12 protein-coding genes are annotated in these 14,493 nt (G+C 66.4%); 5 read left to right on the top strand and 7 right to left on the bottom strand.

What is annotated here, in order from left to right:
• Nucleotides 1-48: 48 nt before the first annotated feature.
• Nucleotides 49-591 carry a single-stranded DNA-binding protein gene (locus ACWCPQ_RS12765; protein ID WP_449897798.1) on the bottom strand — a complete coding sequence of 181 codons (543 nt, stop codon included), beginning with the start codon at nt 589-591 and terminating at the stop codon, nt 49-51.
• Nucleotides 592-686: 95 nt separating this feature from the next.
• Nucleotides 687-974: a 30S ribosomal protein S6 gene (gene rpsF / locus ACWCPQ_RS12760; protein ID WP_449897796.1), complete on the bottom strand. Its 288-nt coding sequence runs from the start codon at nt 972-974 to the stop codon at nt 687-689.
• 291 nt (nt 975-1,265) lie between these two features.
• On the opposite strand from rpsF, the gene ACWCPQ_RS12755 reads away from it, so the two are divergent.
• Together ACWCPQ_RS12755 and ACWCPQ_RS12750 are read left to right on the top strand one after the other, a co-directional pair.
• Nucleotides 1,266-2,666, top strand: coding sequence for a hypothetical protein (locus tag ACWCPQ_RS12755; protein WP_449897794.1), 1,401 nt, complete (start codon nt 1,266-1,268; stop codon nt 2,664-2,666).
• Between the two features lie 182 nt (nt 2,667-2,848).
• Nucleotides 2,849-3,976, top strand: coding sequence for a nitronate monooxygenase (locus ACWCPQ_RS12750; RefSeq protein WP_449897792.1), 1,128 nt, complete (start codon nt 2,849-2,851; stop codon nt 3,974-3,976).
• A 139-nt stretch (nt 3,977-4,115) separates the two neighbouring features.
• Here ACWCPQ_RS12750 and ACWCPQ_RS12745 read toward each other — a convergent pair whose 3' ends face one another.
• Both ACWCPQ_RS12745 and ACWCPQ_RS12740 read right to left on the bottom strand, forming a co-directional pair.
• Nucleotides 4,116-4,967 carry a hypothetical protein gene (locus ACWCPQ_RS12745; RefSeq protein WP_449897789.1) on the bottom strand — a complete coding sequence of 284 codons (852 nt, stop codon included), beginning with the start codon at nt 4,965-4,967 and terminating at the stop codon, nt 4,116-4,118.
• Nucleotides 4,968-5,145: 178 nt separating this feature from the next.
• Entirely contained in the window at nt 5,146-5,937 is a 792-nt protein-coding gene (locus ACWCPQ_RS12740; protein ID WP_449897787.1) for a winged helix-turn-helix domain-containing protein, read from the bottom strand.
• A gap of 99 nt (nt 5,938-6,036) precedes the next feature.
• Between ACWCPQ_RS12740 and ACWCPQ_RS12735 the strand changes: the two genes are divergently transcribed.
• Nucleotides 6,037-7,410, top strand: a complete 1,374-nt coding sequence (locus ACWCPQ_RS12735) for an ABC1 kinase family protein (protein ID WP_449897784.1) — start codon at nt 6,037-6,039, stop codon at nt 7,408-7,410.
• A 101-nt stretch (nt 7,411-7,511) separates the two neighbouring features.
• On the opposite strand, the gene ACWCPQ_RS12730 is transcribed toward ACWCPQ_RS12735, so the two are convergent.
• Nucleotides 7,512-8,111 (bottom strand): GDSL-type esterase/lipase family protein, encoded by a 600-nt coding sequence (locus ACWCPQ_RS12730; protein WP_449897782.1) that lies wholly within the window; start codon nt 8,109-8,111, stop codon nt 7,512-7,514.
• Nucleotides 8,112-8,229: 118 nt separating this feature from the next.
• Between ACWCPQ_RS12730 and ACWCPQ_RS12725 the strand changes: the two genes are divergently transcribed.
• Nucleotides 8,230-10,614, top strand: a complete 2,385-nt coding sequence (locus ACWCPQ_RS12725) for a lysylphosphatidylglycerol synthase transmembrane domain-containing protein (protein ID WP_449897780.1) — start codon at nt 8,230-8,232, stop codon at nt 10,612-10,614.
• Between the two features lie 242 nt (nt 10,615-10,856).
• On the opposite strand, the gene ACWCPQ_RS12720 is transcribed toward ACWCPQ_RS12725, so the two are convergent.
• Entirely contained in the window at nt 10,857-11,450 is a 594-nt protein-coding gene (locus tag ACWCPQ_RS12720) for a cysteine hydrolase (protein ID WP_449897778.1), read from the bottom strand.
• Nucleotides 11,451-11,596: 146 nt separating this feature from the next.
• The gene (gene fadD5, locus ACWCPQ_RS12715; protein WP_449897889.1) at nt 11,597-13,165 is read right to left on the bottom strand and encodes a fatty-acid--CoA ligase FadD5; all 1,569 of its coding nucleotides are present in this window, start codon (nt 13,163-13,165) and stop codon (nt 11,597-11,599) included.
• A 331-nt stretch (nt 13,166-13,496) separates the two neighbouring features.
• Here fadD5 and ACWCPQ_RS12710 point away from each other — a divergent pair, with 331 nt between their 5' ends.
• On the top strand, nt 13,497-14,474 hold the full coding sequence (locus ACWCPQ_RS12710) for an NAD(P)H-dependent flavin oxidoreductase (RefSeq protein WP_449897776.1): 978 nt from the start codon (nt 13,497-13,499) through the stop codon (nt 14,472-14,474).
• Nucleotides 14,475-14,493 lie beyond the last annotated feature (19 nt).

The following is a 14,493-nucleotide window of genomic DNA, read 5'->3' as shown; positions in this document are numbered from 1 at the left end:
CACTCCGTATTCTTGGTGGCCCGTCGTCGCGGGCTCGTGCGGGCCGTCTCAGAACGGCGGTTCATCGTCCATCCGGCCGCCCCCGAAGGAGCCGGCCGCGGGCGCGCTACCCCACGGGTCTTCAGCTGCGCCCTGCTCGGACCGTCCACCGCCACCGTTGCCGGCGTTGTAGTTACCACCACCGCCGCTGTTGGAACCGAATCCGCCACCGCCGCCGCCACCACGGCTGGTCTTGTTGACCTTGGCCGTGGCGTACTTCAGCGAGGGACCGACCTCGTCGACCTCGAGCTCGACGACCGTGCGCTTCTCGCCCTCGCGGGTTTCGAAGGAGCGCTGCTTGAGCCGTCCGCTGACGATCACACGGGATCCCCTGGTCAGGCTCTCGGCGACGTTCTCCGCGGCCTCGCGCCAGATATTGCAGCGCAGGAACAGCGCCTCGCCGTCTTTCCACTCGTTGGTATTACGGTCGAAGATGCGGGGCGTGGAGGCCACGGTGAAATTCGCCACCGCCGCGCCCGCGGGCGTGAATCGAAGCTCGGGATCGGCCGTCAGATTTCCGATGACCGTGATTACCGTATCGCCAGCTGCCATGGGGGTTCCTCCTGCTCGGTGTGCAGTCCGGGTGCACTCGCCTGTTGCGCTAGAGCCTAGAGACAGGCTCCGACGAAACGGCGGTAGCGCCGGAACTACTTGTCGTTGCGCAGAACCTTGGTGCGCAGGACCTGCTCGTTGAGGCCCAGCTGGCGGTCGAGTTCGTTCACGGTGGCGGGCTCGGCGGTCAGATCGACAACCGCGTAGATGCCTTCGGCCTGTTTGCGAATCTCGTAGGCGAGGCGCTTACGGCCCCAGATATCAACCTTGTCGATTTTGCCGCCCTCGGTGCGGACAACGCCGAGCATATTCTCGAGAGACGGTCCGACGGTGCGCTCGTCCATGCTCGGATCGAGGATGACCATCACTTCATAATGACGCACGAACCAATCACCTCCTGTGGTCTTGGGTCGGCCACGGACGGTCCGTGGCAGGAGGTCGTCGCGTCAGCAACCGGGCAAGAGTACCTGAGTGCCCGGCCCATGACGAAATCGATCTTTCGATGTCACGACCACCCCGCCGGCCGGGTGGACGAAATGGATTCCGGCGTCCGGCGTGGGCCGTTTCCCGAATTCTTCCCGGCTGTCACGGCCGGGTCGTACCCCGGATCGGAGCGGCCCGATGCGCATTCGATCGCACAGCAGGCCCCCGGTGCCGCCCACTAGGGTGAGGGTATGTCGATCGGACCGGCCGGGGGTGTGCTCGGGTCCGATCGCGTGGCGCGCCGTACCGCGATTCTCACGGTCGTACTGCTGTGCGGCGTCACATTGCTGGTCGCCTTTCTGAACAAGGCGCGCTGCGCCGGGGCGCCTTTCCGGACCGACGGCCGCAGTGCCGCTTTCGATTACGTCAAGGATGCACGGGTCTGTTATTCCGATATCCAGTTCCTCTGGCTGGGCCGCGATATCGACCAGCATATTTTTCCCTACATACACGGCGGGATCACTGCGGACGGCACCCTGACCGGGGGTGCCGTGGAATACCCGGTTCTGAGCGGCCTGCTGATGTGGCTCGGCGCGCTGGGCGCGCACAACGATGCCGCGTTCCTTCTCCGTTCCGCCCTGCTGCTGGCACCGTTCGCGCTGGTCACCGCCTGGCTGCTGGCCCGGTTGGCGGGCCGGGCCGCACTGCTGTGGGCGGCGGGGCCGCCGCTGGTGCTGTACGCGTTCCACAACTGGGAACTGCCGGTGGTGTGCACGACCGTGGCGGCTGCCGCGGTGATGGCCTCGATCCGGTTCCCGTTGCGCGTACGAGGGGTGCTGGCCGCGATGCTGCTGGGGCTGGGGTTCTGTTTCAAAATCTATCCGGCGATCTTCGTGATCCCGCTGATGCTCTACGTCCTGACCGGCGGAGAACGCGAACGGGCCGGACCGGGCTCCCGCCCCCGGCTGGACGTGGGTGGCGCCTCGGCGGTCGCGACGGCGGCGGTCGCGACGGTGGCAGCGGTCAATCTGCCCTTCGCCCTGGCCGGTTACAACGGCTGGCGGGCCTCGATCGAATTCCAGCAGCAGCGCGAAGCCGATATCACCACGAATTCGATCTGGTACTGGGGCCTGCGGCCGCTGTTCGGTTCGGACCCGCTGAGCAGCGCCGCCTTCGCCGAAACAGTCTCGATCGCCTCACCGACGCTGATCATCGTGTCGTTCGCCGTGGCGCTGTGGGCGGGATGGCGGCGCTACGCCGAATCGGGGGTGTATCCGTGGCTCGGGGTCAGCGGGGCGATGCTCTGCGGGTTCCTCGTGTTCCACAAGGTGCATTCACCGCAGTACACGCTGTGGTTGATTCCGTTTCTGGTGTTGCTCGCGGTGCCGTGGCCGGTCGTCTGGAGCTATCTGGCGGCCGATATCGCGATCGGGGTGGGCGTGTTCCGCTACTTCTACGCGATGGGCACCGGGAATTCGGTCGAGCTGATGGAGGCCGTGGTCCGTTTCGGGGTGTGGGGACGGGCCACCCTGCTGGTGTTGCTGTTCTGGCTGTTCCTGAAGGTGCCGGTGCGGTCGCCGCGGATCACCGCGGTGCGTGATCCGGAGCCGGGAGAGCTGGTGGACGAGGCCGGACCGGGGACACGCGGCTGAAGCGGTTCCAATAAAACTAGAACGTGTTACATTCAAGGTATGACACCTGTCGGGTTCCGCTGCGCCGGCCACTGTTGCAGGAGGTGTGCGGCGCATTCGAGGCCGACGGGTGACAGCGGCCGGATCAGCCGCCGCGCGGCAATTATGTAACTTGTTCCAGGCATAGGGAGACCACCAGCGCCATGCGTACCGATATCTGCGACCGGCTGGGGATCGAGTTCCCCATCTTCGCCTTCACCCACTGCCGCGACGTGGCAGCCGCGGTCAGCAACGCCGGCGGTCTCGGCGTCCTCGGCGCGGTCGGCTTCACCGCCGAACAGCTCGAGGTCGAACTGGCCTGGCTCGACGAACATGTCGGCGACAACCCCTACGGTGTCGACCTGGTCATCCCCTCCAAATACGAGGGCAAGGGCATCGACGGCCTCTCCCCCGAACAGCTCGAGGCCGAACTCGTCAAACACGTCCCCCAGGGCCATCGCGACTTCGCCGAAAAGATCCTCGCCGACCACGGCGTACCGAAGCTCCCCGAAGAAGAAGTCCACCCGCAGCTGCTCGGCTGGACCGCCACCACGGCCGCCCCACAGGTAGAAGTGATCCTGCGGCACCCGAAGGCGAAACTCGTCGCCAACGCGCTCGGCACCCCGCCGCCGGAATTCGTTTCCCAGATCCAGGAGTCCGGCCGATTGATCGGCGCACTCTGCGGTTCGGTGAAGCACGCGCTGAACCACAAGGAAGCGGGCCTGGACTTCGTGGTCTGCCAGGGCACCGAAGGCGGCGGCCACTGCGGCGAGGTCTCCTCGCTGGTCCTGTGGCCACAGGTCATCGACGCGGTGGGTGACCTGCCGGTACTCGCCGCCGGTGGCATCGGCGACGGCCGCCAGGTCGCGGCCGCGATGGCGATGGGCGCCGCGGGCGCCTGGACCGGATCCATCTGGCTCACGGTGGAAGAGGCCAATGTGCCGCCCGCCCAGATGAAGACCTACATCGACGCCACCAGCAGTGACACCATCCGCTCCCGCGCCTGGACCGGAAAGCCGGCTCGGATGCTGCGCAACGACTGGACCGACGCCTGGGAGTCGGCCGACACCCCGGACCCGCTGCCCATGCCCTTGCAGATGATGGTCGCCCTGGACGGCGTGAAACGCGGCCACCGCTACCCCGAGGCCGCCAAGGACGTCAACTTCAACCCGGTCGGCCAAGTGGTCGGCATGATGAACAAGATGGAACGCTCGGCCGATGTGATGAGCCGCCTCGTCGAGGAGTACGTCACGGCCTGCGAACGGTTGAACAAACTGAACGGCGATATCTGATCGCCTGACGTTTCGTCGGCGGTGGTCGCGGAGCTACTCCACGCGGTCTTGCCGTGCTGAGGATCGGAGCACGGCAAGACCGAGATCACAGCCCGCGGAGTCGGTATTCGCGGCCTCCGTGTCCTGAAACCTGCCCCTGCTACCCGACCACATCCCGCTGCTGGACCTCGAACTCCCTGAAGAGTGGCTGCATTTCTCCGTTGCCGTCATAGTTCGCCACTACGCCGACACGTGCGGAACTTTCACCCGCAAGCCTGCAGGTTATGCTCAGATCGGTCGGGGCGACAACACGCCCTGAGAAGGATCCGGAACTGCCCAGCTGCGCGACAAACGATTCGGCAGCACCGCCGACGACTCCGGATTCGCACGAGTCCAGCAACAACTCCGACTTGCCTGTCCCTGCGCCGAGCAGACCGCGTGACTCTGCCACCTTCGCAGCCGTCGAACCGTCGACAACCAGGACTGATCGGCCTATCCCCGCGCCCAGATCGGCGTTCAACCACATAGCTCGGCCGTCGAGGACTCCGTGTAGACGAAAAACCGCGGGTTCTGCGGACCATGGTGCGGGAAGGGGACCGCGGAAGTACGAATCCATGGGGTCACCCGGATGCTCGAGGGCTTCCGCCACACCGGAAAGATCCATGATCGGACTGGTTACTCGCGATATGTCGGCGTCTTGTTGTGTAGCTGGCAAGTGGTACCCGAAAGTAGTTCCGTCAGCCCGATGCAACGACTCCACCCAGACGTCTTCAGGGGAGAACGACACCCACCTGTCGAAGTCCTCTGACAACCTGCCGTAAAACACGGGATCGGTCGGCCTGCCCGCGACCTCCGCTCCCTGAACGCTCGCCTTCACCATCGAGTGCGTGGTTTCTGTCAGCTTCTCGGCGGCACCGTCCATATGGTCACCGAGATGTGATGTCTCCTCCCGCGTCGCCTGCACCAATCTCTTTGCTGTTGTGCAAAATAGGCCGGGCAAGCTCGAAACCATCAGCCGAGATTATCGCGTCCGACCGGAGGTCTGATCTCCAGTCCAGGAAAGCGACCCGCCAGATCCCGGACACGTTCTACCGCAGGCTATCAGGGGCCGCCACCATTCGGATGTGGACGTGAGCCTGCCCGAATCCGAGGCCGCCCGTCGGCCTACTGTGCTCGACGGACGCAGTACCTCAAGCCGTGGCCGCGTGGACCTCTTCGGCTTCACCGTCGACGCCGAGCAGTTCCTCGAACCGGGCGACGACCTTGTTGTGGTACATCCCGAACAGGTCTTCGAAGAGGGCGAGTTGCGCGGGGGTGGGCCCGGATTCCGATTCCCAGACCGCGATCAGGGCCCGCCACACGAGCACGTGCAGATCGGCGGCGCCCGCGAAGTAGGCGTCTACGGCCTCGGGTACTTCGAGGACCATCTCGCCGATGGAGTTCAGGATGGCGCGCTGCATACTGGATTCGAGCGCTACCAGCAGTTTTCGGACTACGCCGATCTCGATCGCGAGGATGCGCCGGTAGTCGGGGACATCCAGCCGCGCCAGCGTTTCCAGCGTATCGATCTCGGCTTTCAGTTCGGCGAGATCGACTCCGGCCGCCGCGGCGGCGCCGTGGGCCAGGCCGGTGTAGGAGAGCAGTGCGTCCATGACGATGCCGCGCTCGACCTCGACGATATCGCGGAACATCTCGATCGCGACCTCGGGCATCGGTACGGAGAAGCGGAAGAGGTGCCGGTACACGTCCAGGCCGCCCGCGGCACGGACTTCGCGGATGGTGAATCCCTTACCGCGCCGGGCCTCGACGAAACCGTACGATTCCAGCCGGCCGAGGGTGAGCTGGGCGGTTGCCCGGTTCATTTCGAACTCTTCGGCGACCTGCCGGACCGAGGGCATCAGCTCACCGGGCTGATATTCCCCCGCGGCGACCCGCCGTGCCAGTTCGTCGGCGACATCGGCGACCACCGTGCGGGACCCCATGGATGCACCTTTCTCGGCAGCTGATACGTCCCAGACAGTCTAAGCGCAAATATGCCAGACTGCACAGGAGAACAGGCGAATCGCTTCTGGGGATGAGGTATGAGCAGTCGACGTGATCCTGGCGCGCCGCCGGTGCGGCGGGCGCTGCGCAGCGCCAAGCTCGTAGCGCTACCGGTCGCGTTCGCGGGCCGGCAGGCGGCGGGCGCGGGCCGCCGGGCGCTGGGCCGCCCGGCGCGGGAGGTGAACCGGGACATCCAGACCCGGACCGCCGAGCACATGTTCGAGGTGCTGGGCGAGTTGAAGGGTTGTGCCGCCAAGCTCGGGCAGCTGCTCGCGATCTACCAGCTCGCCCTGCCACGGGATATCGCCGCGCCGTACCAGGTCGCGTTGGCCCGGTTACAGGATTCGGCGCCGGTGATGCTGCCGGCCACTGTGCACGGGGTGCTGGCCGAGCATCTGGGCCCGGATTGGCGGGATTGTTTCCGGGAGTTCGACGATCGGCGGGCCGCGGCCGCGTCGATCGGCCAGGTACACCGCGGGGTCTGGCACGACGGCCGGGCGGTCGCGGTGAAGGTCATGTACCCGGGCGCCCGGGCGGCGGTGGAGTCGGACCTGGTGCAGTTGCGGCGGATCTCGACGCTTGCGTCGGTATTCCTGCCGGGCGCGGATGTGAAATCGGTGACCGAGGCGCTGTGCGAGAGTGTGCGCGCGGAACTGGATTACGCGGCCGAGGCCGATAATCAGCGGGCCTTCGCCAGGGTGTATGCCGAGAGCACCGAATTCCGGGTACCGGAGGTACTGGCGCAGCGCGGCGATGTCCTGGTCTCGGAGTGGCTGGACGGTATTCCGGCGGCCCGGATCATCGAATCGGGCAGCCGGGCGCAGCGGGACCGGGTCGGCGAGGCGATGATGCGGTTCGTGCTGACGGGCTGGGAGCAGCACGGATTGCTGTACTGCGACCCGCATCCCGGCAATCTGCGCCTGCTCGCGGACGGCCGGCTCGGGGTGGTGGATTTCGGTGCCTGCGCGCCGTGGCCGCATCCCGGTTTCACCCGGTTGGTTGTCGAGATGTGCGATGCGATCTTCAACGGCGAGCCGGCGGCGCTGGAGACGGCGGTGCGTACGCACGGGTTCGCCTTCCCGGGGCGAACTCTCGACGCGGCGGCGCTGGACGCGGCGTTGTCGGCGTGCGCGGAGCCGGTGCGGCACCCGCGGTTTCGCATCACCACGCCGTGGTTGCGCAAACAGGTGCTGCGCACCACCGCGTTGCGGTTGACGAATGTGATGCGGGAGCTGACGCTGCCACCGGATTGCACGCCCTTCGCGCGTGCGGCGCTCACCCTGGTCGGCACCCTGAGCCAGTTGGAATGCGAATGCGATTTCGCTGCCGAACTGGAGCGGTCGGTGCCCGAACTCGGCGAGGTCTTCGCGGTGATGCGGCGCGCTCCGGCCCCGGGCGTACCGGCGAGCTGAGCGCGCCACGACCGGGGCGGGCACGATCGCACCGTCTGGGACATTTTCCGGTGAGTCCGCCTAATTTACGGAAATTCTATCCTATTTATCCGTGGGCGCAGTCAGTAGCCCAGCCATTGCCGCCACACGGGCAGCAGCCGGTCGGCGAACGCCGCATATCCCTCCGCCCCGGGATGCGCACCGTCGCCCGCCCGCACCTGCTCCGCCCAGACCGGGAAATCGGCCAGCAGCCGGAACGACGCAGCGTAAGGCACCTCGAACTCGGCGCAGGTCTGCTCGAAGCTCCGGTCCAGTTCACCGATCCGGTCGTTGTGCCGGATATCGTCGACCGGCGGCGGTCCCACCACCAGCACCGGCCAACCCTGAGCCCGGGCGCTGGTGAGCAATACGGACAGATTCGTCACCGTGCTCGCTGCCTCGACCAGCGGCCGACCGTCGACCAGCAGGCTGTCGTTCACTCCGAACGAGAACACCACCCGCCCGTCCGACCCCGCCGGCAGCCGCACCAGACATTCCGCGGCCCACCTCGCGGCGATATCGGCGGAGGTGTGCCCGCGCACCCCGAGGTTGTACACAGTCCGGGCCGCCCCGGCGGCCCGCGCATGCGCGGTCAACCGGCCGGCCCACCCCAGAGCCTGCGGGTCGCCTACCCCGGCGACGAAGGAGTCCCCTACCAAACAGATGCGTTGATCACCACTCACCCCTGGATTCTGACAGCGTGTTGGTGTGTATCGTCCGGCTCGGGGTCCTGCATACTCACCTGCTGGTGGTCGTGGCCGGCCCGGCAGCTTCACCTCGATCCGAAAGTACCGATACGACATGCGAGTCGATGGGCGGGAGATCCCGGTCACGGGCAGTCTCCTACAACCGCTCACGCGGCGGACCAGCGATATCCTGCGTGTCGTCTTCGCGGCGATCGGCGTCGCGGTGGTGATCGCCGGTTCGCTGATCACCCGGCCCGAATGGCTGGCGCTGGAACGTTCGGTCTCCAACATCGTCGGATTCCTCAACCCGGACCAGTCGAACCTCGTCTATCTGCTGTACGGGATCGTCATCCTCATCCTGCCGTTCGCGATCCTGGTCGAGCTGGCCTTCGGACGCCAATGGAAACTGCTCGCGGGCTACGCCACCGCCGGGCTGACGGCGGTACTGCTGCTGTCCATCACACCCAGCGGACTGTCGGCCCCACAATGGCACCTCCAGGTCCCGGAGAATCTGGACGACAAAACCTTCCTGCAGCAGTTCCTCGACGACCCGCGCTGGATCGCGATGCTGGCCGCGGTACTCACCGTTGCCAGTCCGTGGCTCCCCGTGCGGCCCCGGCGCTGGCTGTGGGTGCTGCTGCTGGCGTTCGCGCCCATCCACCTGGTGGTCAGCGCAGTCGTTCCGGCGCGGGCGATGTTCGGCCTGGTGGTCGGCTGGCTGGTGGGCGCGGTGATCGTCCTACTGGTGGGGACACCTGCGCTGGAGGTACCGCTGGAGGCAGCGGTACGGCAACTGGCCCGCCGCGGCTACACCGTCACCCGGTTCACCGTCGTCCGACCGGCCGGACCCGGCGCGCTCATGCTCTCGGCAGTCGTGGAGGAACGCGAACGCGCGCTGGTGGTCGAGCTGTACGGCAAGAATCAACGCTCACTCAGCGCGGTGCGCCAGCTGTGGCGCTGGCTGACCTTCCGCTCCAGTGAGACAGCACCGCTGCACGGATCCATGCATCGCGCGGTCGAACACCGCGCACTGATGGCCATCGCCCTCGCCGAATTGGATCTGGCCGCCCACCGGCCGGTCACCGTCTCCGGCCTGCCGCGCGGCTGGATGCTGTACGCGCACACGCTGCCCGCCGGACGCTCGATCGAACAGAACCCCGCCGACCCCACGGCACTGGATTCGGTATGGCAGGCCCTGACGGTATTGCGCGAGCGCGGGATCGCCCACGGTGAACTTCGGCCCGCCGAGATCCGGATCGGACCCGACGGAGCGCTGTTCGGCGGTTTCACCGCGGCGGAACTGTGCGCCTCGGATGCCCAACTGCAATCCGATATCGCCCAGCTACTGGTCTCGATGACAGCGGTTTTCGGCGCCGAACCGGCGGTGCGCTCGGCGATCGGCGCACTCGGCGAGGAGACCGTACTCACCGCTTCACGCCGACTCACCAAGTTCGCCATGCCGGGCGGTATCCGTAAATCCATCCCCGACTGGAAATCGGTGGTTTCCGCCGCGCGCGAGGAAGTACGCGAACAGACCGGCGAGGACCGGATCGAGGCCGAGCAGATCACCCGGTTCAGCCGCAAAAGCCTCATCCAGCTGGCACTGCTGATCGGCCTGGTCTATGTGGCCTACCCCTTCATCAGCGCGGTACCCACCTTTTTCACCCAGCTCCGCGAAGCGAACTGGTGGTGGGCGCTGGCGGGCCTGGCACTGTCGTCGTTGACCTATCTCGGCACAGCCGCGGCACTGTGGGCCTGCGCGTCGAGCGTGGTGAAGTACTGGCCGCTGGTCCTGATGCAGATCGCGAACACTTTCGCCGCGACCACCACCCCGGCCCGTGTGGGCGGGCTGGCGCTGAGCGTGCGCTTCCTCCAGAAGGGCGGCGTCGGAGCGGTGCGGGCCACGGCCGCGGTCGCCCTACAGCAGGCGGTACAGGTCTGCACCCATATATCGCTACTGGTGCTGTTCAGTGTCGCCGCCGGGACCTCGGCGGACCTCTCGCATTTCGTACCCTCGCCCACGGTGCTCTATCTGATAGCCGGCGTCGGAGTAGGTATCGTCGGCACCTTCATGTTCGTACCGAAGCTGCGACGCTGGCTCAACAATTCGGTACTCCCGCAGGTCCAGGAGGTCGTCAGCGAACTGGCCGTGCTTGCGCGCGACCCGAAACGTTGCGTGATCATCGTGCTCGGCTGCGCGGCGCTCACCCTCGGACAGGCACTGGCCCTCTTCGCCAGCGTCCAGGCATTCGGCGGCGGAACGACCTTCGTCACCGTGACCATCGTGACGATGATCGGCGGCACCCTGGCCTCGGCCGCGCCGACACCGGGCGGTGTCGGCGCGGTGGAGGCGGCACTGATCGGCGGTCTGGCCGCGTTCGGCCTGCCCGCCGCGGTCGCGGTGCCCTCGGTACTGCTCTACCGGGTACTCACCTGCTGGATCCCGGTCTTCTGCGGCTGGCAGGTGATGCGCTGGATGGCCGAGAAGAACATGATCTGAGCTGTGTCTATTTGCGCCGCCTTCGGCGTCGCGGGCGGGGCCCTATTAACCCTGGTTCTTCACTCCTCCGCTCCTCCGCTTCGCTCCCCCGCTCCGTCGCTCCAGAACCGGGGCGGGCCCCGCCTTAGTGGTGGGCTCCTTTTCCGTGGGTTTCGGGTCTTCGCGACCCAGGTTCACCCCGGGATTCGGTCGCCGCGCTCCGTCGCTTCGTCGCTCCGGAACCGGGTCCCGGCCACGGAAAGTCAGTCGAGGTCGCCGAAGGCATCGGCGGTGGTGCGCAGACCTGCGCTGACGAGCGCGATATTGGCCAGGGAGGCCGTGTGCACCTGGGGGTCGGCGGCGGCCACGCAATCGGCGACCGTGTAAACGGTGAATCCGAGGTCGGTACCGTGGCGCGCGGTCTGCTCGACGGTGAGGTTGGTGGCGACACCGGTCAGGAAGAGCGTGTCGATATCGTTCTCGACCAGCCAGCGCGGCAGATCGTTACCGGCCAGACCCGATAGTTTCTGGTTGTCGACGATCCGGTCGGCCTGATCGGCGATCTCATCGATCAGCCGGCTTCCGGCGGCCTCCGGCCGGAACTCGTGCTGAGCGGCCCCGACCGACTGCATGAATCCGGTGTTGCGAACCAACCGCCCCTCGTCGTCGGGGACGGTGAACCGGGTGCAGACGATCGGCAGGCCCAGTTCCGCCGCTTGTTTGTGGAAATCCGCCGCCCGCTGCACCACACCACTGGCGGCCACAGGTTCGGCCAGCATCGGGCCGAAGAACCCTTCCGGCCGAATAACGTTCACCTGCCAGTGCAGGGCGAGGACTGCAGCATGTTGATCCGACATGGCGTAGATAATCGACCATCCGCGCGGGAGACGCACAACTGTCCCGGAAAAGTCCTGGCCGTCGGCGCGCCGGACGGCAACGCGCCGGACCGGGGCACCCCGGGGGCCGCCGCGGTCCGGCGCAATGATTCACGTGAAACGGTGAACTACGAATCGACTTTGCGCAGTTCCACTTTCACGACCTTGCCGCTGGCGTTGCGCGGCAGTTCCGCCACGATCACCAGTTCCTTCGGATGCTTGTAGCGCGCCAGGTTCTCGTTCAGGAACGGTTCGAGATCCGCGAGGGTGATATCCCCCGCCGGATCGTTGAGCGCGACGACCGCGACCGGAACCTCGCCCCACTTCTCGTGCGCCTTACCGATCACCGCAGCCTCACGGATCAACGGATGCGCGAACAGGACGTTCTCCACTTCGGCGCAGTAGATGTTCTCGCCGCCCGAGATGATCATGTCCTTCTTACGGTCCACTACATAGATGAAGCCCTCTTCGTCCTGCCGGACCAGGTCACCGGAGTGGAACCACCCGCCGGCGAAGGCGGCGGCGGTGGCCTCGGGCTTGTTCCAGTAGCCGGCCATCATGGTGGGGCCGCGGTAGACGATCTCGCCGACTTCCCCGGGCGCCACATCGTTCATCTCGTCGTCGACGATCCGGGCCTGGATGGTCGGAATGACCTTGCCGACCGAACCGAGCTTGCGGATGGCGTCCTTACCCTCGAGCACGCAGGTGATGGGCGACATCTCGGTCTGCCCGAACACCGCGACATTGAAGGCGTCGGGGAACGCGTCGGCCATCGCCTTCAGCACCGTGTCCGAGGCAGGTGCGGCACCCCAGCTCAGTGCGCGCAGCGCGAGCTTGCGCTCCTTGACTGTCGGATCGTCGCAGATCAGCTGCCATTGGGCGGGTACACAGAAGGCCGAGGTGGCCTGCTCGGCCTCGACCGCGTCGAGGAACTCGCTCGCGCTGAAGGCGCCCAGCGGATGCAGCACGGTTTTCGCGCCGAGCAGGAAGGCCGGCGCCAGGCTGCCGAGTCCGGCGATATGGAACAGCGGTGAGGTACAGAAGCCGATGGACTCCTGCTCCAGTTGCAGCGCCCGGATACAGGTGAGCGCCTGCGAGTTCATATTGCCGTAGGAGAGGATGGCGCCCTTGGGGCTGCCGGTGGTGCCCGAGGTGTACATGATGAGGCTGGGGGTGTCCTCGGCGATATCGAGCGGGGTGTGCGCTTCCCCGGTCTCGTCGATCGCGTCCTGGAAGCCGACGACCCCCTCGCCACTGGTACCACCGATGACGAAGATGTGCTCGATCGCCGGTGCCTGCGCCTGCACCGCGGCGGCCAGCGGCTGCAGCACCGTATCGGTGACCACCGCCTTGGCACCACTGTCGCCGACGATATAGGCCAGCTCGGGCGGAGTGAGCCGGAAGTTCACCGGTACCGCGATCGCACCCAGGGCGTTGATCCCGAACACCGCCTCCAGGTATTCGGGGTAGTTGAGAGCCAGGATGATCACCCGGTCGCCGAACGCGACGCCGCGACGCGCGAGCGCGTCGGCGAATTTCTGCGACCGTTCGTGCAACTGGCGCCAGGTGGTGTCGGCGCCGCGGAAGCGCAGTGCGACCTCGTCCGGCCGCATCACCGCGTGCGTGGCGATCTGGTTGTTCCAGTGGTTGCGACGCGATCTGATCGGCTCGTCGAGGGCCTGCGCACCGGTGGTCATCCCACGTACTCCTCTCGGTACCGCGCGACCCACCGGGGTGTCCGGCGCCACACGCGGTGTGAACATGTCGGCAGAATAACAATTCACATGAGCACCGGCAAGGAAATCAGTGCCGAATAGCGGTTAATCCCGAGGAACTCGGCGGGCGAACGAGTTCTCGCTCGTTGAAGCGCGTATTTGCGGTGATACCCAGCATCTCGCACGTCATCCAGCTACACGAGATCCCATCACATATGCGAATCACGACTCACTTCCAGGGTTGATCGAGCGCTGACACCCGTGGCACCATGCAGCAGACGCGGAGTATCCGCGAAAGTAGAGGAGAGCACCGATGCTGCGGACCAGGTTCACCGAGACCTTCGGTATCGAACATCCGATCGTGCAGGGCGGGATGATGTGGGTCGGCCGGGCCGAACTCGTCGCGGCCGTTGCCAATGCCGGTGGGCTCGGTTTCATCACCGCACTGACCCAGCCCACCCCCGACGATCTCCGGCGCGAGATCGAGCGCACGCGCGAACTCACCGACAAGCCGTTCGGGGTGAACCTGACCATCCTGCCGTCGATCAACCCGCCGCCGTACGAGGAATACGCGCGGGCGATCGTGGACAGCGGCATCAAGATCGTGGAAACCGCCGGCAGCAATCCCGAACCGTTCCTGCCCACCTACCACGAGGCCGGGATCAAGGTGGTGCACAAATGCACCAGCGTCCGGCACGCCCTCAAAGCCCAGAAGATCGGCGTGGACGCGGTCAGCATCGACGGTTTCGAATGCGCCGGACACCCCGGTGAGGACGATGTGCCGGGCCTGGTGCTGATCCCCGCCGCGGCGCGTGCGCTGACCATCCCGATCATCGCCTCCGGCGGTATCGCCGATGCCCGCGGCCTGGTCGCGGCGCTGGCGCTGGGTGCCGACGGTGTGAACATGGGGACCCGGTTCCTGTGCACCGAGGAGTCCTCGATCGACCAGAAGGTCAAGGAGCAGATCGTCGCCAATTCCGAGCGCGATACCAAGCTGATCTTCCGCACCATGCACAACACCGCTCGCGTCGCCGCCAACGAGGTGAGCCGCAAAGTGGTCGAGATCGAGAAAGCCGGCGGCACATTCGAGGATGTCCGCGAACTGGTTTCCGGTGCCCGCGGCCGACGAGTTTTCGAAGAAGGCGACCTCGATGCGGGTATCTGGTCGGTCGGACTGTGTCAGGGCCTGATCGAGGACATCCCGAGCTGCGCCGAACTCATCGACCGGATGGTCGGCGAGGCCGAGGAACTGATCAGCGCCCGGCTGGCCGGGTTCGTGGCTTCGGCCTGACCGCTCGCGGCCGGGAGCC

The organism is Nocardia sp. NPDC001965 (genome assembly GCF_053594175.1).
Note: the sequence above shows the minus strand (reverse complement) of the source record. Positions and strands in the feature narration are given on the sequence as shown.

Excerpts from the sequence above, each read along its gene's own strand:
- ACWCPQ_RS12755 (WP_449897794.1), top strand. The coding sequence starts at position 1,266 with ATGTCGATCGGACCGGCCGGGGGTGTGCTCGGGTCCGATCGCGTGGCG.
- ACWCPQ_RS12740 (WP_449897787.1), bottom strand. The coding sequence starts at position 5,937 with ATGGGGTCCCGCACGGTGGTCGCCGATGTCGCCGACGAACTGGCACGG.
- ACWCPQ_RS12765 (WP_449897798.1), bottom strand. The coding sequence starts at position 591 with ATGGCAGCTGGCGATACGGTAATCACGGTCATCGGAAATCTGACGGCC.
- ACWCPQ_RS12745 (WP_449897789.1), bottom strand. The coding sequence starts at position 4,967 with ATGGTTTCGAGCTTGCCCGGCCTATTTTGCACAACAGCAAAGAGATTG.
- ACWCPQ_RS12710 (WP_449897776.1), top strand. The coding sequence starts at position 13,497 with ATGCTGCGGACCAGGTTCACCGAGACCTTCGGTATCGAACATCCGATC.
- ACWCPQ_RS12750 (WP_449897792.1), top strand. The coding sequence starts at position 2,849 with ATGCGTACCGATATCTGCGACCGGCTGGGGATCGAGTTCCCCATCTTC.
- fadD5 (WP_449897889.1), bottom strand. The coding sequence starts at position 13,165 with ATGACCACCGGTGCGCAGGCCCTCGACGAGCCGATCAGATCGCGTCGC.
- ACWCPQ_RS12720 (WP_449897778.1), bottom strand. The coding sequence starts at position 11,450 with ATGTCGGATCAACATGCTGCAGTCCTCGCCCTGCACTGGCAGGTGAAC.
- ACWCPQ_RS12725 (WP_449897780.1), top strand. The coding sequence starts at position 8,230 with ATGCGAGTCGATGGGCGGGAGATCCCGGTCACGGGCAGTCTCCTACAA.
- ACWCPQ_RS12735 (WP_449897784.1), top strand. The coding sequence starts at position 6,037 with ATGAGCAGTCGACGTGATCCTGGCGCGCCGCCGGTGCGGCGGGCGCTG.